This is a genomic window from Nonomuraea sp. K271, assembly GCF_009908215.1.
In the GTDB taxonomy this organism is placed as follows: Bacteria; Actinomycetota; Actinomycetes; order Streptosporangiales; family Streptosporangiaceae; genus Nonomuraea; species Nonomuraea longispora.
Genome location: NZ_JAAAHR010000020.1, coordinates 40,265 through 65,454, shown reverse-complemented (window position 1 = coordinate 65,454; position 25,190 = coordinate 40,265). Strand labels below are relative to the sequence as shown.

The following is a 25,190-nucleotide window of genomic DNA, read 5'->3' as shown; positions in this document are numbered from 1 at the left end:
ATCAGTCCAGGTGGAAGACTTCGGTCAGCGGTTTCATGCCCTCGTCGGGGCGGCCGTCGAGGTCCTCGAAGAACGGCGCCATCTCCGCCTGCCAGCGGGCGTTGACCTCGGTCTCGGCCATGGCCTTCTGGGCGGCCTCGAAGTCCTCGGTCTCCAGATAGCCCACGAGCAGGCCGTCGTCCCTGAGGAAGAGCGAGTAGTTGTGCCAGCCGGTGCGCGACAGCGCCTCTCGCATCTCCGGCCAGACCTCGCGGTGGCGCTCGCGATATTCCGCCAGCCGCTCGGGGCGGACTTTCAGCAGGAAGCAGACGCGTTGCACCGGCACTCCCCTCAAAACGTTTTAATGTTTCGCCAGGAAACTATGATTTCCAGCTGCCCGCTGTCAATGCGCACCCGGCCCTCCCGCTGTCCCGGCGCAGGTGGGACGCCGGGACCGCACGGCGCGACTCAGCCGGTGACCACGCGGACGTCACCGGCCGCCACGGTGACGGATTCGCCCGACGCCGTGGTCACGACGGCGTCCTCGGCCGTGTGGTTGATCGCGAACAGGTGGGAGCGGCCCCCGGGGTGGGAGCGCCGCACGACCTCGACCCCCGGCGGGCACGTCGCGGGCGGCCTGACCTCGGCCTCGGCGCAGACCGCGGCGATCACCTCGGCCAGCGCGCCGTCGTCGAGTCTCGTGGTCAGGTAGTGGGCGGCGCCCTCGCCCCACACGTTGCGGGTCCAGGCGGGCTCTCCGGTGGCGTACGTGTCGAGCACCTTCGCGCCGGTGGCGTGCGCGAGCTCGCTCCACACGCCGCCCGACCCGCCCGAGGCCAGCGAGATCGGGCCGTCCAGAGGGAAGAACTCCTCGACGGTGACGCCCAGCAGGTCTCGCCACGCCCCCGGGTAGCCGCCGAGGCGCACCCTGTCGTGCTCGTCGACGATCCCGCTGTACGGGCCGACGAGCGTCACGCCGCCCGCCCGTACGAACCCTTCCAGGTTGGCCGCCCCCGAGTCGCTCACCAGGTAGAGCGCGGGGACCAGGACCAGGCGGTAGCCCGTCAGGTCGCCCTCGGGGTGCGCCAGGTCGCAGGTGAGTCCGGCCCGCCACAACGCGGCGTGCCAGCGCTTGGCCTCCTCCACCGGGTCGAGCTCGGACGAGGGCTGGGCGGGATGGTCCTGCGCCCACACGCTGGAGTGGTCGATCAGGATGGCGGCGTCGGCCTTGACCCTGCTGCCCGCCACCTCGGCGAGCCCGGCGAGTTCGGCCCCGAGCGCGCTCACCTCGCGCCAGACCTTGGTGTCGACGCCGGCGTGCGGGAGCATCGCCGAGTGCCACTTCTCGGCGCCGGCGCGCGAGGCCCGCCACTGGAAGAACATGATCCCGTCGGCGCCCCTGGCCAGGTGGGCCAGCGAGTTGCGGCGCAGCTCGCCGGGGGCCTTGGCGCGGTTGCGCGGCTGCCAGTTGACCGCGCTGGTCGAGTGCTCCATCAGCAGCCAGGGGCGGCCGCCGTTGAGCGAGCGCGCGTAGTCGGCGGCGAAGGCCAGGTCGATGTGGGGTTCCTCGCGGGCGCCGATCAGGTAGTGGTCGGTGGAGACGACGTCGAGCTCGGCGGCGAAGGCCCAGCAGTCCATGTCCCAGTGGGCGCCCGCCATGAGGTTGGTGGTCGCGCGCACGCCCGGGCTCAGCTCCCGCAGCAGGTCGCGTTCGGCGATGTAGAGCTCGACGAGCGCGTCGGAGCTGAACCTGCGGAAGTCGAGCTGCTGTCCGGGGTTGGGGAGGCTCGGGGTGTCACGCGGCGGCAGGATCTGCGCCCACTCGCTGTAGTGCTGGGACCAGAACGCGGTGCCCCAGGCGTCGTTGAGCGCCTCCAGTGAGGCGTAGTGGGAGCGCAGCCAGGCACGGAACGCGGCGGCCGAGGTGTCGCAGTAGCAGCGGGCGTTGTGGCATCCGTACTCGTTGTGCACGTGCCACAGGGCCAGGGCCGGATGGTCGCGGTAGCGGGTGGCCACCTGCTCCGTGATGCGCAGCGCCTTCTCGCGGTAGATCGGCGAGCTGGGGCAGAAGCCCTGCCTGCTGCCGTGGTGCAGCCGCCGGCCGGCGGAGTCCACCGGCAGCGCCTCGGGATAGGCGTCGCCGAACCAGGGCGGAGGGGAGGCGGTCGGCGTGGCCAGGTTGGCCGCGATCCCGTTGGCGGCCAGCAGGTCCATGACACGGTCGAACCAGGCGAAGTCGAACACGCCTTCGACGGGCTCCAGCAGCGACCAGGAGAAGACGCCCACGCTGACCCGGTTGACGCCGGCCTCGCGCATCAGCGCGAGGTCCTGCTCCCAGGTCTCCTCGGGCCACTGCTCGGGATTCCAGTCCCCGCCGTAAGCGATGACATCCGGCATGAAGCCTGCCTTTCGAGTTGCTGTTAGCGCTCACAGCTGGTGACGCCAGGTTCACGGAGGGATTAAAACGTTCCGCGGCGTACGGCACAAGCCCTGGGTCGCCGGGCAGGCACCTGCAGGATGTCGTCTGCGCGTCGGTGGCCGGCCCGGCTCACAGGCGCACCTCTAATAGAACGTTTTACTTCCTGCGCGGGAGGTTAGGGTTCCCTGGACGGCAGTGTCAACGCGGATCGCCGTGGCAACCGGCGTCGCGAGCTGGCGTGAGAATCGTTAGTACGTTTTAATGAGGGCCCATGGCCATGGTCAGCATCAAGGACGTCGCCGCGCACGCCGGCGTCTCCCCCGGCACGGTCTCCAACGTACTGAACCGGCCAGGAAAAGTCGCGCCCGCCACCAGGGAGCGGGTGGAGGCGGCCATCAGCGAGCTCGGGTTCGTCCGCCACGGCTCCGCCTCGACGCTGCGCGCCGGGCACAGCAGGACGATCGGCCTGAGCGTGATCGACATCGGCAACCCTTTCTTCACCGAGGTCGCCGCCGGGGTCGAGGACGTCGCCAGCGAGCTGGGCTACGCCGTGATCCTCGGCAACTCGGCCGGCTCGCAGGACAAGGAGGACCGCAACCTGCGGGTGCTGGCCGAGCATCGCGTACGCGGCGTCCTGATCACCCCGTCGGGCGAGGACCCCGCGCGGCTCGACCGGCTGCGCGAACACGGCATCAGCGTGGTGCTCGTCGACCACCCCGCGCACCGGCCGGACCAGTGCGCGGTGGCCGTGGACGACGTCGGCGGCGGCCGGGCCGCGGTCGCCCACCTGCTGGCCCAGGGCGCGGCCAGCGTCGCCTACGTGACCGGCCCGCTGACCATCCGGCAGTGCGTGGAACGCCAGGAGGGTGCGAGGGCCGCGATGCGCGCCGCCGGGCTCGACCCCGCCGGCCTGCGGGTGATCGAGTCGATGACGATGACCGCCCGCGCGGGCGAGAAGGCGGCCGCCGACCTGATCGCGAGCGGCCTGCCCGAGTCCGTCTTCTGCGCCAACGACCTGCTGGCCCTCGGCGTGCTGCGGGCCCTGCTGCGGAGCGGGGTGCGGGTGCCCGAGGACGTCGCGCTCATCGGCTACGACGACATCGACTTCGCCGCCGCCTCGACCGTCTCGCTCAGCTCGATGCGCCAGCCGACCTACCAGCTCGGCCGTATCGCCACCGAGCTGCTGCTCGACGAGTGCGACAACCCGGAGACGCACGCGCACCAGCACATCATGTTCCAGCCCGAGCTCGTCGCCAGGGAGTCCACGCAGTGAGCCACCGTTTCGCCGCCGTCGACCTGGGCGCCTCCAGCGGCCGGGTGATGCTGGCCGACCTGTCCGACGGGCTGAGCCTGACCGAGGCGCACCGGTTCGCCAACGGCCCGGTGCGCGTGGCGGACCGGCTCCACTGGGACATCCTCGGCATCTACCGGGAGATCCTGGCGGGACTGCGCGCCGCCGGACCCGTCTCCTCCGTCGGCGTGGACTCGTGGGCGGTCGACTACGGGCTGCTCGACGAATCGGGCGGGCTGATCGGCAACCCGGTGCACTACCGCGACGACCGCACGCGGGGCGTGCCCGAGCGGGTGGCCGCCCTGGTGGGCGCCGAGGCACTGTACGACGTGTCGGGCCTGCAGGTGCTGCCGTTCAACACCCTCTACCAGTTGCTGGCGGACCGGCTCGACGGCGCCGCGACGATGGTGCTGATCCCCGACCTGATCGGCTACTGGCTCACCGGCGAGCTGGGCGCGGAGGTCACCAACGCCTCGACGACGGGGCTGCTCGACGTGCGCACCAGGTCGTGGGCATGGCCCCTGATCGAGCGGCTCGGGCTGCCCGCCCGCCTCTTCCCGCCGCTGCGGCAGCCCGGCGAGCCGATCGGCGGGCTGCGGCGCGACGTGGCCGGGGAGATCGGCTGGTCGGCCCCCGTGAGGGCGGTGGGCTCGCACGACACGGCCTCGGCGGTCGCGGCGGTGCCCGCGTCGGGGCCGGCCTTCGCCTACATCTCGTGCGGCACGTGGTCGCTGGCCGGCGTGGAGCTGCCCGGCCCCGTGCTCACGCCGCAGAGCCGGGCCGCGAACTTCACCAACGAGGCCGGCATCGACGGCACCGTCCGCTACCTGCGCAACGTCATGGGCCTGTGGCTGCTCCAGGAGTGCATGCGCGCCTGGCCCGGCTCCGACCTGGGCGAGCTGCTCAAGGCCGCGGCGGCCGAGCGGCCGTTCGCCGCCGTGGTCAACCCCGACGAGCCGGTGTTCCTGCCGCCGGGCGACATGCCGGCCAGGATCGCGGCCGAGTGCCGCCGCAGGGGCCAGCGGCCTCCCGCCTCGCCCGCCGCCTACACGCGCTGCGTGCTGGAGAGCCTGGCGCTCGGGCACCGGCGGGCCGTGCGCCAGGCGATGGAGCTGTCGGGGCGCGACGTCGAGGTCGTGCACCTGGTGGGCGGCGGGTCGTACAACGAGTTGTTGTGCCGGCTCACCGCCGACGCCTGCGGGCTGCCGGTGGTGGCGGGCCCGGCGGAGGCGACCACGCTCGGCAACGTCCTGGTGCAGGCGCGCGCGGCCGGGCTGGTGCCCGGTCTGGAGGAGATGCGCTCGCTGGTCGCCTCCTCCCAGCCGCTGCGCCGCTACGAGCCGTCGGGCGATGCCCGGCTCTGGGACGAGGCCGCGGCCCGCGTCTTCTGAACCGTCCTGACCTGCGTTTTCCGGTTTCCGTCCTCGCCGGGCAGGGCACGAGTCGGTCCGGGGAACATCAGGTGTGCGGAGCGCGGCATGGAGAGCGGAGCGTGAGCTGCGGATGAAGCGGAAAGTCGTCGAATACCTGCCGTTCATGGGCGTCGTCCTGATGGTGTGTACGGCGTCCTGGCTGGTGAGCAGGTCGTTTCCGGCCCGCCCTGCCGCGTTCGGGCATGACGGGGGCGGGCCGGTACGCGGCCGCGTGTGAGGCGGATGCCGGCCGCAGGTCTTGGCCGGGGTCCGGCTGCCTGCCGCCGGAGGGCGACGTACGATCAGCAGATGACCGAAAAGACCGAAACCACGCCTGGATGGCTCGCTCCCGAAGAACTGGAGTCGGTGCGCGGCCAGCTGCCCGTCCTCTACATCGACGCCGTGCCTGTGCGCGTCGACGACGCCGGCGTGGTGACTCACGTCGGCCTGCTGCTGCGCATAGCCGGGGACGGGACCGTCAGCAGGGCACTGGTTTCGGGGCGGGTGCTGCTCCACGAGCGCATCCGTGACGCGCTCATGCGCCACCTGGAGAAGGACCTCGGCCCCGTGGCGCTGCCGAGGATCCCGGCCTCGCCGCAGCCGTTCACGGTCGCGGAGTATTTCCCCACGCCCGGCGTCACCCCCTACCACGACCCGCGCCAGCACGCGGTGTCGCTGGCCTACATCGTGCCCGTGGCGGGGGACTGCCGGCCCCGGCAGGACGCCCTCGACCTGGTGTGGTTCACCCCGGAGGAGGCGGCGTCGCCGATGGTGCAGCAGGAAATGCCCGGCGGGCAGGGCGTGCTGCTGAAGCAGGCGCTCGCCCACGTCGGCTGCCTGACCTGAGCGGAGGTCGCCTGCCCGGAGTCGAACACAGGGCCGAATACAGGGCCGAATACAGGGCCGAGTTCAGGGCCGCTCGGCGCCCCGGCGTACCCAGTCGTAGAGCGGGTCGCCGGGGCACGAGGTGGCGAAGCCGTCACGGTGGCCCTTGACCTCGTTGCCGGCGTCGCCGTGCTCGCGCAGGTGTTCGATGGCGTCGACGAGGGCGTGGAGCAGGTCGTCGTTGGGCTCGGTCAGCCCCGAGCTGCCGACCAGCGCGAGCACCGCGTAGTGGCCGGAGTTGAGGCCCGCGCCGTTGGCGGCGGGCAGCGCGTGCGGGCCGCGGCCCATGAACGTGTAGCGGTGGGGGCAGCACACCATGCTGTAGCCGATGTCGATGTAGGTCTCGCCACGGCCGCCCGACATGTGCATCTTCTGGATGTCTCTCACCAGATCGCCGCACTTGTCATGGTTGGCGGACTCGGCCAGGTCGGCCGGCACCTTACCGCCGGTGTAGTGGATCTTCACCCCCTTGGTCGACTCCAGGCGGGTGTACTCGCTCGTCGGCTTCTTGGCGTGCCACTCGGCACGGGTGATCAAATTCATGGGTTCCTCTCCTGAACGGCATACTCTAGCCATCACCCCGCCAACTTTGTGTCATGAGCAAATCACACAACGTGACCACAGTGGTCTGCCGCGGGGGTGACGGTTGCCTGCCGTTTCCCAGGTAACGCGAGACAAACACATCGATCGACGGACTCGAGCCATGAGCTCCCGGCTTCCGCCGATTTTCGTCGTTCTTTCCGGCGTGGCGCCTGCCTCGCGGCTTCCGGCGGCACCGGTGTGCCGAAGCCGCGAAGGCCCCAGCGGAAAACGCGGGCCGTGCGGAGAAGGCGGGCACCAGGACCGCGTCGAGCCCGTCGTGCCCCGCCAGGCTCGCCGAGTACCACAGGTCGGCGCAGAACAGGACGCGCAGGCACCGGCCGTGCAGGTCGAAGCCGGCGCCGGGAGGATCTTCACGTTTCCGCTGTGGTTCAGGCGAGGGTGCCCGGGATCGCGGCGAGCAGTTCGCGGGTGTAGTCGTCCGACGGATGGTCGAAGATCTCCTCGGCGGTGCCGCTTTCCACGATCCGTCCCTCACGCATGACGTGCACGGCGTGCGAGATCATCCGTACGACTGCCAGGTCGTGGCTGATGAACAGGTAGCTCAGCCCCAGCTCCCGCTGCAGGCCGGCGAGCAGTTCCAGGATCTGCGCCTGAACGAGCACGTCGAGCGCGGAGACGGCCTCGTCGAGCACGACCAGCTCCGGCGCGAGGGCGAGGGCCCTGGCGATGGCCACCCGCTGGCGCTGGCCCCCGGACAGCTCATGGGGCAGCCGCCCGGCCGTCGACGCCGGCAGCGACACCTTCTCCAGCAGTTCGGCCGCCGTCCTCCTGCGTTCGGCCGCCGTGCCGACGCGGTGCACGCGCAGCGGCTCGGCGACCGACTTGCCGACGGTGTAGCGGGGGTCGAGTGAGGCGTACGGGTTCTGGAAGACCGGTTGGACCCGCCTGCGGAAGGCGAACAGCTCCCGCCCGCCCAGCGCGGTCACGTCCGTGCCGTCGAAGCGGATGCGGCCCGAGGTGAGGTCGTCGAGGCCGAGCAGCAGGTTGGCGGTGGTCGACTTGCCCGAGCCGGACTCCCCCACGATGGAGACGGTGCTGCCTCGAGGGATGGTGAAGGAGACCGCGTCGACCGCGGTGATCTGCTCGCCGGTGCCCCTGAGCGGGTAGACCTTGCGCAGGTCCTCGACGACGACCAGGTCGTCGGAGGCGCGCGGCGGTTCGAGCAGGCGCACCGACGACAGGCTCGGCACCGCCTTCAGCAGGCGCCTGGTGTACTCGTGACCGGGCTCGGCGAGGATGGCGGCGGCGGGCCCGGTCTCGACGATCTCGCCCTGGTACATGACGGCCACCACGTCGGCCCGCTCGGCGGCCAGCGCCAGGTCGTGGGTGATGAGGAAGACCGCCGTGCCCATGTCGGCGGTGAGCCGCGCGAGCTGGTCGAGGATGCGCCGCTGTACGGTGACGTCGAGCGCGGAGGTCGGTTCGTCGGCGATGAGCAGCCTGGGCCGGCAGGCCAGCCCCATGGCGATCAGCGCGCGCTGCCGCATGCCGCCGGAGAACTCGTGCGGATACTGCCCGATCCGCCGCTCCGGGTCGGTGATGCCGGCCATGTCCAGCAGCTCGACCACACGGGCGCGGGCCGCCTTTCCCGTGGCGACGCCGTGCACCTCCAGGGCCTCGGCGATCTGGTCGCCGATGCGCATGAGCGGGTTGAGGTTCGACATCGGGTCCTGCGGGACCAGGCCGATGCCCGCCCCGCGGATCGCCGTCATCTCGCGCTCGCTCGCCGTGGCCAGGTCACGGCCCTCGAAGAGCACCTGGCCGCCGGTGATGCGACCGTTGCCGGGCAGCAGCCTGTTGACCGCGGCCGCCGTGGTGGACTTGCCCGAGCCCGACTCGCCGACGACCGCCACGGTCTGGCCGGGCAGGATCTCCATCGAGACGTTCTTGACGACGGTGACGTCCTGCCGCCGGGTGCGGAAGGCGACCGAGAGGTCGCGGATCTCCAGGAGCGGGCTCATACGGTCCTCGATCGTTCGGTGGTGGCCTGCAGCAGGTCGGCCCATAGCGCCTCGGTCGGCGCCGGCGTGCCCTCGACGAGCAGACGGTTGCTCGCCAGCACGAGGGCGATGTCGCGGCCCGGTACGAAGCCGACGGCGCAGCCCACGTAGCCGGGATGGCCGAGCACGGTGACCGTCTCGCCGGCGAGCGCCAGGTCGTACCTGCGAAAGCCCAGGGCCTGGGCCGGGTCGGGTCCGGCGGCGAAGAACTCCCGGGCCGCCTCGGGCCGCCACAGCCGGTCGTGCTCCTCGTAGCGGGACATCGCGGTGGCGTACCTCAGCAGGTCGGGCACGGTCGAGAAGAGCCCGGCGTGCCCGGAGACCCCGTCGAAGGCGTGGTAGGCGTTGCCGTCGGCGACCTGCCCGAGCACGGGCTCGCGGCGCCAGCGGGCGAAGTCGCCGCTGCGGTACGGCACGGGGTACGGCTCGCCCGTGTCCAGCATGCGCATCTCGACCCGGTCGTCCAGGGCGCTCATGGCGGCCTCGGCGCCGGCCGGGCGGGCGTACGTGGTCTTGGTGAGACCGAGCGGCCTGGTGACCAGCTCGGCCACGGCCCGTTCCAGGCGCAGCCCCGTGACGGCGGAGATGATCCGGCCGAGCAGGACGAAGCCGAGGTCGGAGTAGTGCCGTGCGCGGCCGGGCCGGTAGCGCGGGGGCGGCAGCTGCGGCTGGATGTAGAGCGGCCACCACTCCCACAGGCCGCCCCGGTGCAGCAGCAGGTCGCGTACGGTGATCGCCTCGTACGACCGCGGCAGGTACGCGCTGAGCGGCGCGTCGAGGTCCACGAGCCGATCGGACACCAGGCGGATGAGCGCCGTCGTCGTCGCCACGACCTTGGTGACGGAGGCGAGGTCGTGGTAGGTGTCCAGGGTCATCGCCGCGACGCCCTCGCGCTCGCCGTCGATCCAGCGCACGGTGCGGTGGCCGGTGCACTCGGTCAGGTCGAACCAGGGCGTGCGCGCGGCCTTGACCATGCCGGGCGGGGCCTTCATCGCGTCAGCACCAGCGACGTGGGCGCTCCCGCGAGCGGCGCGGGCAGCACGAGCGGGCCCGCGCCCGGAGTCAACGTGCCGAGGACGCGGGCGGCCCGCGCGCCGGTCCCGCCGGGCACGGTGCCCGGCAGTCCGTGCGCGCTCAGCCAGCCGATGAGGGCGAACGCGATGGCCTCCTTGTCGTCGGCGGGCGCGCCGAGGTCGTCGGAGGGGCGTACGTCCACGGCGGGCAGCGCCGAACGCAGCCCGTCCATGATCACCGGGTTGCGGCAGCCACCGCCGGAGACGACCAGCGTGCGCACCCCGGCCTTCCGCACGTCGCCGGCGACCGTGCGCACGGTCAGCTCGGTGAGCGTGGCGACCAGGTCGGCGTCGCCCACCTCGCCGCCCGCCCTGGCCAGCGCCTCGTCGACGTAGCCGGGGTGGAACAGCTCCTTGCCGGTGCTCTTGGGCGGTGCCAGCCGGTAGTAAGGCTCGTCGAGCAGCGCCTCCAGCAGCGGCGGCGACACCCGCCCCGAGGCCGCGATCCGGCCGTCCTCGTCGAAGCCGCGGGCGTTCAGCGCCCGGCCCGTCACCACGGCGTCGATGAGCGCGTTGGCCGGGCCGATGTCGTAGGCGTACAGCTCGTTCCCGCGTACCACGGTCATGTTGGCGATGCCGCCGAGGTTGAGCGCGCCCGCGCCGCCTTCGTACGCGCCGAGCAGCAGCCCGTCCAGCACCGACACGAGCGGGGCGCCGTGCCCGCCGGCGGTGATGTCCCTGACGCGCACGTCGGACAGCACGGGTGTGCCCGTGCGCTCGGCGATCCAGGCCGGCTGGCCGATCTGCAGCGTGCCGCGCGCGTGCGTCCTCTCGACCCAGTGGAAGACGGTCTGCCCGTGCGACACGATCAGGTCGGCGGGGCCGCCCTCGGCGATCGCCGCGGCGGCGGCCTCGGCGAAGCACTGCCCGATATGGGTGTCGAGCTCGCACATCTCGGCCAGGGTGGTGGGCGCGGGCGGCAGCGCCGCGATCAGCCGGGCGCGCAGCTCCTCCGGGTACGGCGTGCTCGCCGTGTGCCCGACCCGGCCGCGGAGCACGCCGTCCGCCAGGGCGAAGTCGACCACGGCCACGTCGATCCCGTCGTGAGACGTGCCGGAGATCATCCCGAGAACCTTCATGCCCGCTCCTCCAGCGCCTCGCGCAGCCTGCCGCCGGCTCCGGCCAGCCGGGCCGCCGCGTCGCACGGTGCCAGGCCGAAGCGGGCGGCGACGACCGCCTGTTTCACATTGAAGCCGTTGGCGTCCAGCACGGCCAGCGCCTCCTCACGCCCGGCGCCCGTGATCGCGCGCACGATGCGCACGGCCCGCTCACGCAGCTTGCCGTTGGTCGCCTTCACGTCGACCATCAGGTTGCCGTACGTCTTGCCGAGCCGCACCATGACGATCGTCGAGAACATGTTGAGCACGAGCTTCTGCGCCGTGCCCGCCTTGAGCCTGGTCGACCCGCTGACCACCTCGGGCCCGACGAGCACCTCGACGGCGTGGGCGGCGGCCGCGCTCAGGGGCGTGCCCGCGTTGCACGACAGCCCCACGGTCAGCGCGCCGAGTTCGCGGGCCCGCCGCACGGCGGCCAGCACGTACGGGGTGCGCCCGCTGGACGCGATGCCCACCACGGTGTCGAGCGGCCCGACGCCGGCCGCGTCGACGGCCGCCGCCCCGGCCCTCTCGTCGTCCTCGGCCCCTTCGCGGGGCGACACGATCGCGCTCTCACCGCCGGCGATGATCGCGAAGACCTGCTCGGGCGGCGTGCCGAACGTGGGCGGGCACTCGGACGCGTCCAGCACGCCGAGCCGCCCGGGGGTGCCCGCGCCGACGTACACGAGCCGGCCACCCGCCCGCACCCGTTCGGAGGTGGCCTCGATCGCCTCCGTGATCTGCGGCAGCGCCCCGGCGACCGCTGCGGGGACGGCGGCGTCGGCCGCGTTCATGGTCGCGGCCAGTTCGCCCACGCTCATCGTGTCGATGCCGGCGAACCGGGGGTCGGCCGTTTCCGTCGTCAGGTGTGAGAAGTTCACCGCTTGCCTCGGTTTCGCGGGTCGAGAGTGTCACGCAGGCCGTCGCCGAGCAGGTTCAGCCCCACCACGAGCAGGACCACGACCGCGCCCGGCGCGATCAGGGTCCAGGGAGCGATGAACACCAGGCTGCGCGCCTCGTAGATCATGGACCCGAGCGACGGCGCCGGCGGCGGCGTGCCCAGGCCGAGGAAGCTCAGCGACGCCTCGGTGAGCACGGCCCACGACAGGGAGAGCGCGACCTGGACGACGACGATCGAGGTGATGTTGGGCAGCACGTGGCGCAGCATGATCTGCCAGCGGCTCAGGCCGGTCGAGACGGCCGCCTTGACGTACTCGATCTCCCTCAGCGACAACACGGGGCCGCGGGTGACGCGGATGAAGATGGGCACGTACACGATGGCGATGGCCACGGCGATGGTGAACCGGTTGCGGTCCAGCACCGAGGCCAGCGACAGCGCCAGCAGCAGCGGCGGGAACGCGAACAACACGTTCGTGACGCCGCCGATCGCGCCGTCGGCGACGCCCCTGTAGAAGCCGGACACGAGCCCGCCCAGCGTGCCCACCACGGTCGCGAACGCCACCGCCACGACCGCGACGAACGCGGAGTTGCCCACGCCGGCCGCCACGCGGGAGAAGACGTCCCTGCCGAACTGGTCGGTGCCGAACAGGTGCTCGCCCGACGGCGCGCGGAAGCGCGAGGGCGGGTGCTGGGCGATCGGGTCGTACGGCAGCAGCCCGGCGTACGACAGCACCGCCACGGCGGCCAGCAGCACGAGGATGGCGACGCCCGCGAGCCCGGCGGGGCTGCGCCGCAGCAGCGCGGTCATGACGCCCTCACCCGGGGGTCGATGATCCGGTAGAGGGCGTCGGTCAGCAGGTTGACGACGACGAACGCCAGCGCGATCACGAGCACGGTGCTCTGCACGACCGCGTACTCCTTCTGCTGGATGCCCAGCAGCACCTGCCTGCCGATGCCCGGCACGGAGAAGATCTGCTCGACCACCACCGCGCCGCCGAGCAGGTAGCCGAACTGCAGGCCCGTCATGGTCACGATGGGCACGAGCGCGTTGCCGAGCACGTGCCTGACCTGCAGCCGCCGCTCCGGCACGCCCTTGGCGCGGGCGGTGCGCACGAAGTCGTGCGAGCGCACCTCGAGCACCGCCGTGCGGGTGGTGCGCAGGATCGGCGCCGCGATGCCGAAGCCGAGGACGAGCGCGGGCAGGAACATCTGCTGCAGGTTGAGCAGCGGGTCCTCGACGAGCGTGGCGAAGCCCTGCCCGTTGGGGTTGAACCCGAACGACGCCGCGAAGATCGACAGCAGCGTGGTGGCCAGCAGGAACGCGGGGATCGACAGCCCGGCCAGGCTCACGACCTGGCCGAAGGCGTCCCTGGGCGCGTTGGCCCTCGACGCCGAGAGCATGCCGAGCGGCACCCCGATCAGCAGGGCCAGCACGATCGAGAACACCGCCAGCTCGAACGTCACCGGCAGCGCGTGCAGGGTCAGGTCGAGCACGCTCTGCTGGGAGCGCGCCGAGTAGCCGAAGTTCCCGGTGACCATGTTGCCGAGCCAGGCGAAGAACTGCGTGACCAGCGGCTGGTCGAGGCCGTAGTACTGTTCGAGCGCCTGCTTCTGCGCCGGGGTGAGCGCCGCGGCCTCGGTGCCGAGCCCTGCCGTGATCTGGTTGCCGGGGATCGCCCGGAGCATGACGAACACGAACACGGCCACCCCGAACAGGGTGCCCAGTGTGCTCGCCACGCGCCGGACGGCGCGGTTGCCTGCGATCCGGCGCATCAGCTGACGGACGTGGTGCGCAGGTACTGCAGCGAGCCGCTGGCCATGGGTACGAAGCCCTGCACGTTCGCCGTGGTCGCGGTGTAGGTGTAGCCGGCGAACAACCAGATCCAGGCGGCGTTGTCCTCCAGGTGGGCGGCGACCTGGTCGTAGATCGGCTTGCGGGCGGCCTGGTCGGTGGTGGCCTTGCCCTCGGCGAACAGCTTGTCCAGTTCGGGCGAGCTGTAGCCGGCGACCTTGTTGAGGTTGCCGTCGCTGGTGAAGTAGCGGCCGTAGGAGCCGTCGGGGTCGGGGCGGCCGCCGTTGAGCGCGACGGCGGCGTCGAAGTCGGCCGCCACCCATCGGTCCACGAACGCGCCCGACTCCAGCACCTCCAGCTCCAGGTTGATCTTGGCCTCGGCGAGCTGCGCCTTGAGGTTCTGGGCCTCGTTGACGGAGGTGGCGTACTCGCCCTGGGAGACGATGGTCTTGACGGTCACCCCGCCGGACTTGCCGGCCTTGGCGAGATAGCCGGCCGCCTTGGCCAGGTCGCGGGTGGGGCAGGGGCGCTTGGACGGGTCCGACCTGTAGGCCGGCGCGGTGATCGGGCCGGTCACCTCGCCCTCGCCGAGCGCGGCCGTGTCGAGCACCTGCTTGCGGTCGATGGCGCACTGGATCGCCAGCCGCACGTTGACGTCCTTGAGCTCGCCGTGGCGGCCGTTGAGCTGGAGGACGTGGTAGTTGAGCTGCGGCGTCTTGGCGACCGTGATGGTGCCGCCGCTCTCGGCGGTCTGGGCGACGAGCGGGTCGTCGAAGACCGCGAGCTGCACGTTGCCCGACTGCATCGCCGACACGATGGACGACTCGTCGGGGATCACCCGGAACTCGACCGTCGGGACCTGCGGCTTCTCGGGGCCCCAGTACGTGTCGTTCCTGGCAAGCGTCAGCGACTGGCTGGCCACCCGCTTGCTCAGCCTGAACGGACCCGTGCCGTTGGGGGTGATGGTGAGCTCCTGCTCGGTGTCGTCGGAAGAGAGCATGGCCATGTTGACGGTGGCGAGGTTGGCGGGCAGCGCCGCGTCGGGGCCGGTCAGCTCCAGCACCACGGTGTTCGCGTCGGGCGCCTCGACGGACTTCACCGACGCCAACGACGCCCTGGCCACGGCCGCCGTCTTCTCGTCCATGAGCCTCTCCAGCGACGCCTTGACGTCCTTGGAGTCGAACGTGCTGCCGTCGGCGAAGGTCACGCCCTGGCGCAGCTCGAGGGTGAGCTTCTCGCCGTCCTTCGAGGCCTCCCACGACTGGGCCAGCCCCGGCACCACGTTGAGGTCCTTGTCGAACTCCGTGAGCGTGCCGTACAGGTTCTGCAGCACGTTGACGGCCTGGAACTGGGTGGCCTTCCAGGGGAAGAGCGTGTCCGGGTCGGAGGTCACGCCGACCACGAGTCCCTTGGCGGCCGCGTCGCCGCCGGCCGCGGGGGCGGAGGGGGACGAACAGCTGGTGAGGGCGATGGACAGCGCCGCGGCGATGCCGACCGCGGAGAGCGCGCCACGGGGCATGTGGTCTCCTCGGAGGAGTAGGTCATAAAATTACGCAGACCCTACCATTAGGGTATTAATTTTCCTTCGCGGGGGGAACAATGGGCGAGGACGCCGAGACCGTACTGATCCGCATCCGTGCGGCCATGCCCACGCTGCGACCGTCGGAGCGGCGCATCGCGGAGGAGTTCACCGGCGACCCGGCCGCCGCCGCCAACCTGTCCATCGCCGAGCTGGCCGCCCGCTGCGAGACCTCCACGACCTCGGTGGTGCGCTTCTACCAGCGCATGGGGTACGCGCACTACAAGGACTTCAGGTTCGACCTGACCAGGGCGGTGGCCAGGGAGGAGCTGACCACCTCCAGCCTGCCCGAGGTGTCCGGCGACATCGACCGGCACGACAGCCTGGAGGGCATCGTCTCCAAGGTGGCGATGAACGAGACGTTGTCCATCGCCGACACGGCCCGCGCGATGGACATGGAGGCGCTCGGCGACGCGGTGACGCTGCTGCTGGGGGCCCGCAGGATCGACACCTTCGGCGTCGGCGCCAGCGCCCTCGTGGGGCTCGACCTGCAGCAGAAGCTGTCGCGCATCGGGCGTACGGCGATCAACTGGCACGACGCCCACTCGGCTTGGACCTCGGCGGCCACGCTGGACGGCGCCTGCGTCGCGGTGGCCGTCTCGCACACCGGCGCCACCACCGACACGATCGAGTTCCTCGCGATCGCCCGCGCGTCGGGCGCCTCCACCGTGGCCATCACGAACTTCCGCGAGTCGCCGCTGGCCGGCACGGCCGACGTGACACTGACGACGGCCGCTCGGGAGACCAGGTTCCGCTCGGGCGCGCTGGGCAGCCGCATCGCCCAGCTCATGGTGGTCGACTGCCTGTTCACGGGCGTCGCGCAGGCCTCCTACGACGCCTCGATGGAGGCGCTGCGCAACACGTACGCGGTGGTGCACGACCGAGCCGCCCACAGACCCGGCTAGGACACGTACGGCTGGAAGAAGCGGGTCAGCAGGCCGGTCAGACGGTCGAGATACTCCTCGCCCGCCCGTGCGGTCGCCGGCCGGGGGTCGCCCAGCACGCCGATCTCCGACAGCGCCCTGGTGCCGTGCTCGAACAATCTGCGCGCGGTCGGCTCGTCGAAACGGCCGCCGAAGCCGGCCTCGGCCCGGTCCATGTCGACCAGGTCGGGCCGGAGCGCGAGCACGATCGACGTCTCGGCCTCACCCGCGTGCGAGCCGCTGACCTCGGGCGGGAACCCGCGCTCCCGCCCGGCCTCCGCCAGCGCCCCCACGAACTCCTGCAGGTCGGTGTACGGGACGAGCCGCGCGCCGCCCACCCGGCCCCGCGTCTCCGCGTGCAGCGCGGCCAGCGGGGCGAAGTTGCCGCCGTGGCTGGGCAGGACCAGTACGGTCTCGAACCCGTGGGCGGCCAGGCTCTCGCAACAGCGCAGAATCACGGCCTTGAACGTCGCCTCGTCGAGGGTGACGGTGCCGGGGAAGGCCATGTGGTGGGTCGAAACCCCGAACGGGACGGTCGGGGCGAGGACGACGCCGGGCAGCCGTTCCGCCACCCTGGCCGCGAGGGCGTCCCCGAGCATGGTGTCGGTCAGCAGCGGCAGGTGAGGGCCGTGCTGCTCGGTGGAACCGGCCGCGAACAGGGCGGTCCGCGCGCCCGCGGCCATCCGCTCCTCGACCTGCCGCCAGGTCATCTCGGCCAGGCGCGGGGCCGGCGTGCGGTTCATCGGGTGCTCCTCAGGTGGTCGACGAGCAGCCGCGCGACCGCCCCGATCGCGGCGTCCGCCCTCGCGTCGCGCAGGTCGAAGTCGTGCTGGCGCAGGAAGATCGCAACGGCGTACTCCTCGCCGCCGCCGAAGTCGACGACGCCGACCTCGTTGCGCACGCCGCCGTAGAAGGTGCCGGTCTTGCCGGCGATCTTCGGGCCGTCGCGGTAGGCGGTGGAGAGCCGGTGCGGGGCGAACTGCTGGAGCATGACGCGCCGCACCTCCTCGCAGGCCTCGGGCGGCCCGGCCTCGTCCCGCCAGATGAGGCTCAGCAGGGTCGTCATGTCGCGGGCCGTGGTGGTGTTGCCGGTGGCACAGGCCAGCGCGGGGCTGGTGGCGACCGCCGCCCTGAGGGCGTCACGGTCCTCGTTCAGCGGGTCGCCGCCCAGGTCGTCGATGACCTCGGCGATCAGCCCAGCGCAGTCGAGGCGTACGGTGGTGTCGCGGACGCCGAGGGCGTCGAGCCTGGCCGCGAGGCGGGCGGTGCCGACGATCTCCTGCAGCACGTCGGTGGCGGTGTTGTCGCTGACCTGCATCATCAGCAGGGCCAGGTCGCGGACCGACAGCTCGACCTCGTCGAGCATCGTGGAGATGCCGCTCGGCCCGGGGCTGCGGACGTCGCCCGGCACCCGCACCCGCCGGGTGAGCGACAGCTCGCCGTCCGCGGCCTGGCAGGCCACCTCCAGCAGCACCGCGATCTTGTACGTGGACGCGGCGACCTGGGCGGCGTCGGCGTCGAGGGCGAGTTCGGCGCCGCCGCCCACGGGCCGGGCGTGGAAGGCGCCGGTCGTGCCCGCCGCGGCCAGGGTCTCGCGCGCCTGCTCGATGGTGGCCAGGGCGCCGGTGGCGATGGTCATGTCGTGCTCCCTGCGTCGTGCCAGACCTGGTCGAAGACGCGCAGCCAGTTGCCGCCGAGAACGGCCCGGGTCTCGTCCTCGGTGTAGCCGCGGTCGAGCAGCCGCTGCGTCAGGTTGGGCAGGCCGGACGCGTCGTCCAGCCCGGCCGGGAAGTGCCACGGGGGTGGCGGGTAGGTGGCCGCCGACCAGATGCCGTCGCGTACGTACTGCTCGTAGAGCTCCATGGGCGGGTTGCGGATCGTGTAGTCGAGCCCGATGCCGACGTGGGCGACCCCGACCAGGTCGGCGACGTAGGTGATGGCGTCGACGAAGCGGTCGAGCGTCGGCGGCGACTGCGCGGACAGGAAGCCGGGGAAGCCGTTGATCCCGACCAGCCCGCCGGTCGCGGCGAGGTCCCTGATCAGGGCGTCGGAGATGTTGCGCGAGCTGGGATGCAGCCCGGCGGGGTTGGAGTGGGAGGCGACGACCGGCGCCGTGGACAGCGCGACGGCCTCGTGGCTGGTGCGGGCGCCGGTGTGCGAGACGTCGATGACGATGCCCAGCCGGTTGAGCTCGGCGACGACCGTGCGGCCGAGCGAGCTGAGACCGGCGTCCGACGGCTCCTCGCAGCCGTCGCCGACGGGACTGCGCTGGTTGTAGGCGAGCTGCACGACCCGTACGCCGAGCCGCCAGAACAACTCGACGAGGTCGGCTTCGTACTCGAGCGCGTGGGTGCCCTGGAAGTGCAGGACCACCGCGAGCCTGCCGTCCCTCTTCGCCTGGCGGATCTGCTCGGCCGAGGTCGCGAGCACCAGCCGGTCCGGGCGTTCACGCAGGTAGCGGAAGGCCTCGGCGAGGAGGGAGACCGCCCTGCGGCAGTCCTCGAACGCCACGAAGCTGACCACGCAGCAGGTGGCGCCCCCGTCGATCCAGGTCTGCAGCCGCTCCCTCCAGTGGTAGCCCGGACAGGTGCCGTCCACGACGATCGCCGAGTCGTGGACGGCACGTGCGGGTCGGGTGACGGTCGTGGTCGGCCCAGGCTTCTGCGTCGACACGGAGATCTCCTTACCGGACGCCGGGCGCGGTCCGCCCGTCGTCCTCCGGCCGCCCCGCCCAGAGGCCGCGGGCGTGGTTGACGTGCGTGGTCATCAGTGCCTCCGCGCCCGGCCTGTCGCCGGCGGCGAGCAGGTCGAGCAGGTGTACGTGCTCGCGGGCGGACTCCACGAGCGAGGCGGCTCCCCGCAGCTTCGGCAGCGCCGACAGCCGGGTCTGGTAGCGCAGGATCCGGACGAGCTCGACGTAGCGCGGGTTGCCGAGCAGCGCGGTCAGCGACAGGTGGAACTCGCTGTCGCGCACGACGAACGCCACCATGTCGCCGTTCGCCGCGTGCTGGACGAGCTCTTCGGCCATCGGGCGCAGCTTCTCCAGCTCGGGCACCGGCCGCAGGTCGGCCAGCCGGCCCATCGCGGGCACCTCCAGGGTCAGCCGGATCTCGACGATGTCGTCGAGCTCCTTGCCGGTGGCCACGCGTACGCGAAAGCCGCGGTTCTGGACCATCTCGACGAGCTCTTCCTTGGCCAGTTCGAGCACGGCCTCCCGGACGGGCGTCGCCGAGACGCCCAGCTGCGCCGCGATGGCGGACATCGAGTAGATCACGCCGGGCGTGAGAGAGCCGGCGATGATCTGGCCCCTCAGCTGCGCCGCGGCCTCGTCGCGCAGGTTGCGGCGGGGCAGCGACTCGAACAGGGGCTCCGACCTCGTCATAGGGCGCTCCTTGCATCCGGCCCTCGATTCCCATTGACATGTCGTATGTAAGGTATTACCCATTAAGCCTTACAGGCAACCGGGGGTTAAGGAGTACGTGAATGGGCGATAAAGCACCCCCCGAAACGCGGGTCCCCTTGACGAGACGCGGGCTGTTCGCCGGGGCAGCGACGCTAGCGGTGAGCGCGTGCGGCGGCGGCCGCTCCTCGGCGCCCATGAACACCGCCGGGCCCACCGGGCCGCCGCGCAGAGGCGGCACCCTGCGGCTGCCGCTGACGGCCGAGCCGATCGCGCCGGCGTTCGACATGGGCACCAGTGCGGCGGGCTCGGTCGGCACCGCGGCCATCGCCACCCTCGCCTACAACGGCCTGGTCGAGGTGAGCGACGGCAAGGTCGTCCCGCAACTCGCCGAGGCCTGGGACCGGGTCTCCCCCACGCGCTACGTCTTCGACCTCCGGCGGGACGTCGTCTTCCACGACGGCACGCCCTTCGACGCCGCGGCCGTCAAGGCCAACTTCGACCGGCTGCTCGACCCCGAGGGAGACGGGGTCAACCTGCCGCCGTTCCTGGAGTCGGTGAAGGTCCTCGGCAGGCACCAGGTGGAGATGCGGCTGTCCCGCCCGGCCGCGTCGTTCCTGCCCTCGCTGCGCAGAGGACGGGTGATGATGATGTCACCGGTCGCCGTGGCGAAGTTCGCGAAGTCCGATCCGTTCCGCGCCTCGGTCGGCACCGGGCCGTACGTGTTCAAGGAATATCGGGCAGGCAACGTGATCCGCCTGGAGCGCAACGACGACTACTGGGGCGACGACAACTACCTGGACGCCATCACGTTCACCATCATCCCGGACACCAACACCCAGATCATGGCGTTCCTCAACGACGAGTTCGACATGATCGACGTGCTGCCGGGCAAGGCGAGCCAGGTCAAGCGGCGCAGGGACGCCGTGTGGCGCGAGAACACCGGCAACACCTTCAACTACCTCACCTTCAACCAGGCGGTGAAGCCGTTCGACAACGCCGACGTGCGCCGCGGCTTCTCGGCCGCGCTCGACAGGGAGGGGATCGCCGCGGGGATCTACGGCGGGCACGCCAAGGCCGCCCACGGGCCGTTCTCCCCCGCCATCGGCCCCGCCTTCGAGGACCTGTCGGGCGGCGCCGCACAGGCGTACTCGGTCGACGAGGCCAGGAAGTTCCTTGCCAGGGCCGGGTACGACTTCGGCGCGGAGGTCGCCTTCAACGCCTTCACGCAGTCGCCGTGGGCGCAGGAGGCCGACGCGATGGCGGCGCAGCTGGAGCAGGTCGGCGTCAAGGTGCGGCTCAACAAGGAGGACTTCGGCTCGTGGGCCGACCGCATCTACACCAGCCGCGACTTCGCGCTGACCAACAGCGGCCAGACGACCCGCACCGTCGACCCCGATGAGGTCATCTACCCGCTGGTGCACAGCAAGGGCGACCTCAACGTCTCCGGAGTCGACGATCCCGAACTCGACGACCTGCTGGAGAAGGCGCGCGCCGAGGACGACCCCGGCCTGCGGGCGGAGATGTACCACGACGTCGCCCGCCTGGTCGCCGACAACGCCTACGCCGCCTTCACCGTGTGGCCCTCGACGCTGACCGCCATGAACCCCAAGGTGGGCGGCTACACCTTCTCGCCCGGCGGAACCCACGGAGCGGCGCAATGCTGGCTGTCCGCTTGAGCCGCGCACGCCGGCTCGGTCCCCGCGTGGTGCTGCCGCTGGCGGGCAGCGTCCTGCAGGCCGCGGTGGTGGCCGCCGCCGCCACCTTCGTGGTGTTCCTGCTGATGCGGCTGATCCCCGGCGACCCGGCCAGGATCCTCGCGGGACCGGGCGGCTCGGTCACCCCGGAACAGGTCGAACGCACCCGCCGGGAGCTCGGGCTCGACGACCCGATCGCGCTCCAGTACTGGAACTGGATCACGGACGCCGTGCGCGGCGACTTCGGCAACTCGCTGGTCCTCAACGACACCGTCGCCGAACTCCTCGCCGACCGGCTGGTCATCACGTTGCAACTGTCGGTGTACGCGTTCACCCTGGCGGTCGTGCTGGCGATCCCGCTGAGCCTGGTCGCCGCCCGCCGGCAGGGCGCCATCGCCGACAAGCTCTCCCGGCTGGCCGGCGCGACCGGAGTCGCGGTGCCGAGCTTCTGGCTCGCGCTGCTGCTGATCATCGTCGCCCAGGGGGTGCTGCCGACATTCGGCTACGCGCCGCTCTCGGAAGGGCTCGGCGCGCACCTCGGCCACATGCTGCTGCCCGCGCTGGCCCTCGGGGCCGGGTTCGCGACCCTGGTGTTCGAGACGACCAGAGCGGGGCTGATCGACACGCTGTCCTCCGACTACGTGCGCACCGCCCGCGCGTTCCAGATTCCGGAGCGCCGCATCTACGGCCGGTACGCCCTGCGCAACGCCTTCCTGCCCACGCTCACGATCTTCGGTCTGGAGGCCGGCGCCCTGATGGCCGGCGCGCTCCTGGTGGAGAACGCGTTCGCGCTCCCCGGCATGGGCCGGCTCATCGTGCAGGGGGTGCTGTCGCGGGACTATCCCGTGGTGCAGGCGTGCATCCTCGTGATCGTGGTCGTCTTCGTCGCCGTCAACCTGCTGATGGACCTCCTCTACGCCGTGGTCGATCCGAGAGTGAGGCGATCGCGTGGCTGAGCGTACGACCCCGGTGGCCGCCCTGCTGCGGCCGCTGACCCAGAAGATCACCTGGTCCGTGCTGGCGGTGTTCGTGCTCGTGGCCGCCGCCGCTCCCCTGCTCGCTCCGTACGACCCGGCCGCACAGGATCTGCGCAACACGCTGATGCCGCCAGGGCCCGGGCACCTGCTGGGCACCGACGAGTTCGGCCGCGACCAGCTAAGCCGGCTGTTCCACGCGGTGCGCTCGTCCCTGCTCATCAGCCTGGCGACGACCGCGGCGGTGGCGGCGGCGGGCATCCCGCTCGGGCTGCTCGCCGGGTACGCCAGGGGGTTCGCCAACGTGGTGATCGCCCGCGCCATCGACGTGGGGCTGGCGCTGCCCTCGCTGGTGCTCGCCCTCGGCCTGATCGCCGCGCTCGGCGCCGGGATGCGCAGCACCGTCATCGCCCTCGCGGTCGGCTACACCCCCTACCTCGCGCGCGTCGTACGCGGCGTCGTGCTGCGGGTCCGGCAGGAGGAGTACGTCGAGAGCGCCCGCGTCAGCAACGTGCCGCCGTGGCGGATCGCCGTCAGGCACGTCGTCCCGAACACGCTCGGCGTGACCTCCGTCCAGCTGACGCTGATCTTCGCCTTCGCCGTCATCGGGGAGGCGGGCCTGAGCTTCGTCGGGCTGGGCGTGCAACCGCCCACGGCGTCGCTGGGCAACCTGCTGGCCGACGGCTCCGCCCACAGCCTCGACCTGCCGATCCTGACCGTGGCGCCCGGCCTGGTGATCGCCGTCCTCGTCATCACCCTGCTCTTCGCCGGCGACGGCGTCCGCGACGCGCTCGACCCCCGGAGACGCCGATGACCGAAACCCCGATGACCCCGATGACCGAGACGCCGCCGGCCGACCCCTTGCTGGCCCTCGACCGCGTCGAGATCGGCCTGGCCGCCGATCCGCAGGTCCGCGCCGTCGACGGGCTCGACCTGCGCGTCGCTCTTGGCGAGGCGGTCGCCCTGGTCGGGGAGAGCGGCTCGGGCAAATCCGTCACCGCCTACGCCGCCCTGGGCCGGCTGGCGCCCGCGCTGCGCGCGTCCGGCACGCTGCGGCTCGGCGCAAGCTCCTACGACCTCGGCGATCCCGAAGCGCTCAGGCCGCTGCGCGGCGGCGAGATCAGCATGATCTTCCAGGACCCCGGCACCTCGCTGAACCCGGTCATGACCGTCGGACGGCAGCTCGAGGACGTCCTGCGGCGGCACGGCGGCCCGCCGCGCCGCGAGCGGTGGCGCCGCGTGGTGGACCTGCTGGCCGAGGTCGGCGTCGCCGCGCCCGACCGGGTGGCGCGGGCCTACCCCTTCGAGCTCTCCGGCGGCATGCGCCAGCGGGTGCTCATCGCCATGGCCCTGTCGTGCGAGCCCCGGCTGCTCATCGCCGACGAGCCCACCACCGCCCTGGACACGACCGTCCAGGCACAGATCATGGACCTGCTGATGACTCTCGTGCGCGACAGGGGGATGGCCATGTTGTTCATCTCCCACGACCTCGGCCTCGTCGCCGGGTCCTGCCGGCGCATGTACGTGATGTACGCCGGCCGCGTCGTGGAGAGCGGCCCGGTGGCGGACGTGCTGCGGCGGCCCCGGCATCCCTACACCAAGGCGCTGGTCGGCTGCCGTCCCACCGCGGACCGGCGGCTCGCGCGGCTGCCCAGCATCCCCGGCACAGTGCCGCCGATCGGGTCCATGCCGTCCGGGTGCCGGTTCGCGCCGCGGTGCCCGATCGCCGTCGAGCAGTGCCGTACCGCCGATCCGGAGTTGCGCGCCGTCGGCGGGAACGTCAGCGCCGCGTGCCTGCGGGCCAGCGAGGAGGAGTCGTGACCGCCACGTCACCGGTCCTGCGTGCCGCGAACCTGTCCCGGTCGTTCCGGGTGCGGGGCACCGGGCAGGAGGTGCGGGCCCTGCGTGGGGTGGATCTGACGGTTCCGGCGGGGTCGGCCGTCGGGCTGGTCGGCGAGAGCGGCAGCGGCAAGTCGACGTTCGCCAGGATCGTCGCCGGCCTGCTGCAGCCGAGCTCCGGCGAGCTGGAGCTGATGGGCACGGGCGTCGCCGGCCTGCCGGAACGGCGCAGGCGCAGGCTCGCCGCCCCGATCCAGATGATCTTCCAGAATCCGCGGGCCTCTCTCAACCCGCGGCTGCCCGTGCACCGATGCGTCGCCGAACCGCTCCTGGCTCAGGGCGTGCGCCCGGCCAGGCAGGAGGTCCACGGCCTGCTCGACCGGGTGGGCCTGCCCGCCCGGGTCGCGGACCTGCACGCGCACGAGCTGTCCGGCGGGCAGTGCCAGCGGGTGGCCATCGCGCGGGCCGTCGCGGGGCGGCCCGCGCTCATCGTCGCCGACGAACCGGTCTCGGCGCTCGACGTCTCCGTGCAGGCCCAGGTGCTCAACCTGCTCAAGGACATCCAGGAGGAGTCCGGCACGTCCTTCCTCTTCATCAGTCACGACCTCGGCGTCGTGCGCTTCTTCTGCGACGAGGTCAACGTGCTGTACCTGGGCCAGATCGTCGAGCGCGGCGACGCGGAGAGCGTCTTCGCCGACCCGCGGCACCCGTACACCGAGGCTCTGGCCTCGGCGGTCCCGGACGTCTCGGACGTGCCAGACGGCTCGGGGGCGGACCGGCCGCGGCGCATCGTCCTGAACGGGGAACCGCCGCGACCCGAGCAGCCGCCGCCGGGCTGCGCCTTCCACACGCGCTGTCACCGCCGGATCGGCCCGATCTGCGACGAGACGGCGCCGGAGCTCCTGCCGACCGCGACCGGCCTCACCCGCTGCCACCTGCGGGCCTGACCCGCCCAGGCCGGTATAGCGGCCGGTGTCCCGGCCGGGACACCGGCCGCTATGCCGGCCGAGCAGCGCACGGTCGTGGTGTCGCCAGGGGCGTGCACGCAGCCGGCCCCCGGGGTGATGGTGACCGAGTCGCTCACCCGCAGCGCGTTGGTCTGCGACTCGAGCGTGACCAGCACGTTGTTGGCGTCGGCCGAGCCGGTGTACCGCGGTTGTAACCGGCCGCCGGTCACCTGCACCGAGGCGCTGGACGTGCCCGCCGCGGCGTGACCCGGGCCGGGGAGCGCGGCGAACGTTCCGGCGACCACGCCGGCCAGTAGTGACAGGCGCACAGCCCGGTGCTTGAGCGTACGTGTGGTTCCCTCCTTGGGGGTCGTGTGCTGACG

Annotated in this window: 25 protein-coding genes; 10 read left to right on the top strand and 15 right to left on the bottom strand. The window is 71.9% G+C overall.

Annotation, left to right across the window (positions count from 1 at the left end; genetic code table 11):
• Window position 1: 1 nt before the first annotated feature.
• Window positions 2–319 carry an L-rhamnose mutarotase gene (locus tag GUY59_RS09920; RefSeq protein WP_132330120.1) on the bottom strand — a complete coding sequence of 106 codons (318 nt, stop codon included), beginning with the start codon at window positions 317–319 and terminating at the stop codon, window positions 2–4.
• Window positions 320–447: 128 nt separating this feature from the next.
• A complete protein-coding gene (locus GUY59_RS09915) occupies window positions 448–2,376 on the bottom strand; it encodes a beta-galactosidase (protein WP_138199572.1) in 1,929 nt (642 codons plus the stop codon).
• A 293-nt stretch (window positions 2,377–2,669) separates the two neighbouring features.
• Here GUY59_RS09915 and GUY59_RS09910 point away from each other — a divergent pair, with 293 nt between their 5' ends.
• The 4 genes from GUY59_RS09910 (at window position 2,670) to GUY59_RS09895 (ending at window position 5,947) form a co-directional block, all read left to right on the top strand.
• Complete coding sequence (locus GUY59_RS09910) at window positions 2,670–3,671, top strand: LacI family DNA-binding transcriptional regulator (RefSeq protein ID WP_138199573.1); 1,002 nt, start codon at window positions 2,670–2,672, stop codon at window positions 3,669–3,671.
• Window positions 3,668–5,080, top strand: coding sequence for a rhamnulokinase (locus GUY59_RS09905; protein ID WP_138199574.1), 1,413 nt, complete (start codon window positions 3,668–3,670; stop codon window positions 5,078–5,080). The genes GUY59_RS09910 and GUY59_RS09905 overlap by 4 nt, the downstream gene beginning before the upstream one ends.
• 112 nt (window positions 5,081–5,192) lie before the next feature.
• Window positions 5,193–5,339, top strand: a complete 147-nt coding sequence (locus GUY59_RS09900) for a hypothetical protein (RefSeq protein ID WP_161714475.1) — start codon at window positions 5,193–5,195, stop codon at window positions 5,337–5,339.
• 71 nt (window positions 5,340–5,410) lie between these two features.
• Complete coding sequence (locus GUY59_RS09895; RefSeq protein WP_132330127.1) at window positions 5,411–5,947, top strand: NUDIX hydrolase family protein; 537 nt, start codon at window positions 5,411–5,413, stop codon at window positions 5,945–5,947.
• Between the two features lie 63 nt (window positions 5,948–6,010).
• On the opposite strand, the gene GUY59_RS09890 is transcribed toward GUY59_RS09895, so the two are convergent.
• The 8 genes from GUY59_RS09890 to GUY59_RS09855 all read right to left on the bottom strand — a co-directional run bounded on the left by GUY59_RS09890 (window position 6,011) and on the right by GUY59_RS09855 (window position 14,967).
• The gene (locus GUY59_RS09890; RefSeq protein WP_138199575.1) at window positions 6,011–6,529 is read right to left on the bottom strand and encodes a peptidoglycan recognition protein family protein; all 519 of its coding nucleotides are present in this window, start codon (window positions 6,527–6,529) and stop codon (window positions 6,011–6,013) included.
• Window positions 6,530–6,957: 428 nt separating this feature from the next.
• The gene (locus GUY59_RS09885) at window positions 6,958–8,550 is read right to left on the bottom strand and encodes an ABC transporter ATP-binding protein (protein ID WP_138199576.1); all 1,593 of its coding nucleotides are present in this window, start codon (window positions 8,548–8,550) and stop codon (window positions 6,958–6,960) included.
• On the bottom strand, window positions 8,547–9,581 hold the full coding sequence (locus GUY59_RS09880) for a serine hydrolase domain-containing protein (protein ID WP_138199577.1): 1,035 nt from the start codon (window positions 9,579–9,581) through the stop codon (window positions 8,547–8,549). The genes GUY59_RS09885 and GUY59_RS09880 overlap by 4 nt, the downstream gene beginning before the upstream one ends.
• Entirely contained in the window at window positions 9,578–10,741 is a 1,164-nt protein-coding gene (locus GUY59_RS09875) for an anhydro-N-acetylmuramic acid kinase (protein WP_138199578.1), read from the bottom strand. Before GUY59_RS09875 ends, GUY59_RS09880 begins: the two co-directional genes overlap by 4 nt.
• Complete coding sequence (gene murQ, locus GUY59_RS09870) at window positions 10,738–11,637, bottom strand: N-acetylmuramic acid 6-phosphate etherase (protein WP_138199579.1); 900 nt, start codon at window positions 11,635–11,637, stop codon at window positions 10,738–10,740. The genes GUY59_RS09875 and murQ overlap by 4 nt, the downstream gene beginning before the upstream one ends.
• A complete protein-coding gene (locus tag GUY59_RS09865; protein ID WP_138199580.1) occupies window positions 11,634–12,464 on the bottom strand; it encodes an ABC transporter permease in 831 nt (276 codons plus the stop codon). The genes murQ and GUY59_RS09865 overlap by 4 nt, the downstream gene beginning before the upstream one ends.
• The gene (locus GUY59_RS09860; protein ID WP_330849151.1) at window positions 12,461–13,393 is read right to left on the bottom strand and encodes an ABC transporter permease; all 933 of its coding nucleotides are present in this window, start codon (window positions 13,391–13,393) and stop codon (window positions 12,461–12,463) included. Before GUY59_RS09860 ends, GUY59_RS09865 begins: the two co-directional genes overlap by 4 nt.
• A gap of 35 nt (window positions 13,394–13,428) precedes the next feature.
• Window positions 13,429–14,967 (bottom strand): ABC transporter substrate-binding protein, encoded by a 1,539-nt coding sequence (locus GUY59_RS09855; protein WP_138199582.1) that lies wholly within the window; start codon window positions 14,965–14,967, stop codon window positions 13,429–13,431.
• Between the two features lie 80 nt (window positions 14,968–15,047).
• Between GUY59_RS09855 and GUY59_RS09850 the strand changes: the two genes are divergently transcribed.
• The gene (locus GUY59_RS09850) at window positions 15,048–15,932 is read left to right on the top strand and encodes a MurR/RpiR family transcriptional regulator (RefSeq protein ID WP_132330144.1); all 885 of its coding nucleotides are present in this window, start codon (window positions 15,048–15,050) and stop codon (window positions 15,930–15,932) included.
• On the opposite strand, the gene GUY59_RS09845 is transcribed toward GUY59_RS09850, so the two are convergent.
• The 4 genes from GUY59_RS09845 to GUY59_RS09830 are packed head-to-tail and all read right to left on the bottom strand — an operon-like array spanning window position 15,929 to window position 19,332.
• Window positions 15,929–16,693: a creatininase family protein gene (locus tag GUY59_RS09845; protein ID WP_201760674.1), complete on the bottom strand. Its 765-nt coding sequence runs from the start codon at window positions 16,691–16,693 to the stop codon at window positions 15,929–15,931. The genes GUY59_RS09850 and GUY59_RS09845 overlap by 4 nt on opposite strands.
• Window positions 16,690–17,589: a serine hydrolase gene (locus tag GUY59_RS09840; RefSeq protein ID WP_138199583.1), complete on the bottom strand. Its 900-nt coding sequence runs from the start codon at window positions 17,587–17,589 to the stop codon at window positions 16,690–16,692. The genes GUY59_RS09845 and GUY59_RS09840 overlap by 4 nt, the downstream gene beginning before the upstream one ends.
• Window positions 17,586–18,623 (bottom strand): dipeptidase, encoded by a 1,038-nt coding sequence (locus GUY59_RS09835; RefSeq protein WP_161714474.1) that lies wholly within the window; start codon window positions 18,621–18,623, stop codon window positions 17,586–17,588. The genes GUY59_RS09840 and GUY59_RS09835 overlap by 4 nt, the downstream gene beginning before the upstream one ends.
• A gap of 10 nt (window positions 18,624–18,633) precedes the next feature.
• A complete protein-coding gene (locus GUY59_RS09830) occupies window positions 18,634–19,332 on the bottom strand; it encodes a GntR family transcriptional regulator (RefSeq protein WP_138199585.1) in 699 nt (232 codons plus the stop codon).
• Window positions 19,333–19,547: 215 nt separating this feature from the next.
• Between GUY59_RS09830 and GUY59_RS09825 the strand changes: the two genes are divergently transcribed.
• Genes GUY59_RS09825 through GUY59_RS09805 form a run of 5 tightly spaced genes read left to right on the top strand, consistent with a single transcriptional unit; the run spans window position 19,548 to window position 24,807 of the window.
• Complete coding sequence (locus GUY59_RS09825; protein ID WP_161714473.1) at window positions 19,548–21,029, top strand: ABC transporter substrate-binding protein; 1,482 nt, start codon at window positions 19,548–19,550, stop codon at window positions 21,027–21,029.
• On the top strand, window positions 21,011–22,003 hold the full coding sequence (locus GUY59_RS09820; protein WP_138199587.1) for an ABC transporter permease: 993 nt from the start codon (window positions 21,011–21,013) through the stop codon (window positions 22,001–22,003). The genes GUY59_RS09825 and GUY59_RS09820 overlap by 19 nt, the downstream gene beginning before the upstream one ends.
• A complete protein-coding gene (locus GUY59_RS09815) occupies window positions 21,996–22,835 on the top strand; it encodes an ABC transporter permease (RefSeq protein ID WP_132330154.1) in 840 nt (279 codons plus the stop codon). The genes GUY59_RS09820 and GUY59_RS09815 overlap by 8 nt, the downstream gene beginning before the upstream one ends.
• Window positions 22,832–23,842 (top strand): ABC transporter ATP-binding protein, encoded by a 1,011-nt coding sequence (locus tag GUY59_RS09810; protein WP_201760673.1) that lies wholly within the window; start codon window positions 22,832–22,834, stop codon window positions 23,840–23,842. The genes GUY59_RS09815 and GUY59_RS09810 overlap by 4 nt, the downstream gene beginning before the upstream one ends.
• Window positions 23,839–24,807 (top strand): oligopeptide/dipeptide ABC transporter ATP-binding protein, encoded by a 969-nt coding sequence (locus GUY59_RS09805; protein WP_171055324.1) that lies wholly within the window; start codon window positions 23,839–23,841, stop codon window positions 24,805–24,807. The genes GUY59_RS09810 and GUY59_RS09805 overlap by 4 nt, the downstream gene beginning before the upstream one ends.
• On the opposite strand, the gene GUY59_RS09800 is transcribed toward GUY59_RS09805, so the two are convergent.
• Window positions 24,717–25,136, bottom strand: a complete 420-nt coding sequence (locus GUY59_RS09800; protein WP_138199588.1) for a hypothetical protein — start codon at window positions 25,134–25,136, stop codon at window positions 24,717–24,719. The genes GUY59_RS09805 and GUY59_RS09800 overlap by 91 nt on opposite strands.
• Window positions 25,137–25,190: the final 54 nt, after the last annotated feature.

Bases quoted from the DNA above. Each gene is read 5' to 3' on its own strand.
- GUY59_RS09825 (WP_161714473.1), top strand. From the start codon at position 19,548: ATGAACACCGCCGGGCCCACCGGGCCGCCGCGCAGAGGCGGCACCCTG.
- GUY59_RS09865 (WP_138199580.1), bottom strand. From the start codon at position 12,464: ATGACCGCGCTGCTGCGGCGCAGCCCCGCCGGGCTCGCGGGCGTCGCC.
- GUY59_RS09875 (WP_138199578.1), bottom strand. From the start codon at position 10,741: ATGAAGGTTCTCGGGATGATCTCCGGCACGTCTCACGACGGGATCGAC.
- GUY59_RS09885 (WP_138199576.1), bottom strand. From the start codon at position 8,550: ATGAGCCCGCTCCTGGAGATCCGCGACCTCTCGGTCGCCTTCCGCACC.
- GUY59_RS09915 (WP_138199572.1), bottom strand. From the start codon at position 2,376: ATGCCGGATGTCATCGCTTACGGCGGGGACTGGAATCCCGAGCAGTGG.
- GUY59_RS09895 (WP_132330127.1), top strand. From the start codon at position 5,411: ATGACCGAAAAGACCGAAACCACGCCTGGATGGCTCGCTCCCGAAGAA.
- GUY59_RS09900 (WP_161714475.1), top strand. From the start codon at position 5,193: ATGAAGCGGAAAGTCGTCGAATACCTGCCGTTCATGGGCGTCGTCCTG.
- GUY59_RS09910 (WP_138199573.1), top strand. From the start codon at position 2,670: ATGGCCATGGTCAGCATCAAGGACGTCGCCGCGCACGCCGGCGTCTCC.
- GUY59_RS09850 (WP_132330144.1), top strand. From the start codon at position 15,048: ATGGGCGAGGACGCCGAGACCGTACTGATCCGCATCCGTGCGGCCATG.
- GUY59_RS09820 (WP_138199587.1), top strand. From the start codon at position 21,011: ATGCTGGCTGTCCGCTTGAGCCGCGCACGCCGGCTCGGTCCCCGCGTG.
- GUY59_RS09840 (WP_138199583.1), bottom strand. From the start codon at position 17,589: ATGACCATCGCCACCGGCGCCCTGGCCACCATCGAGCAGGCGCGCGAG.
- GUY59_RS09810 (WP_201760673.1), top strand. From the start codon at position 22,832: ATGACCGAAACCCCGATGACCCCGATGACCGAGACGCCGCCGGCCGAC.
- GUY59_RS09855 (WP_138199582.1), bottom strand. From the start codon at position 14,967: ATGCCCCGTGGCGCGCTCTCCGCGGTCGGCATCGCCGCGGCGCTGTCC.
- GUY59_RS09845 (WP_201760674.1), bottom strand. From the start codon at position 16,693: ATGAACCGCACGCCGGCCCCGCGCCTGGCCGAGATGACCTGGCGGCAG.
- GUY59_RS09880 (WP_138199577.1), bottom strand. From the start codon at position 9,581: ATGAAGGCCCCGCCCGGCATGGTCAAGGCCGCGCGCACGCCCTGGTTC.
- GUY59_RS09890 (WP_138199575.1), bottom strand. From the start codon at position 6,529: ATGAATTTGATCACCCGTGCCGAGTGGCACGCCAAGAAGCCGACGAGC.
- GUY59_RS09830 (WP_138199585.1), bottom strand. From the start codon at position 19,332: ATGACGAGGTCGGAGCCCCTGTTCGAGTCGCTGCCCCGCCGCAACCTG.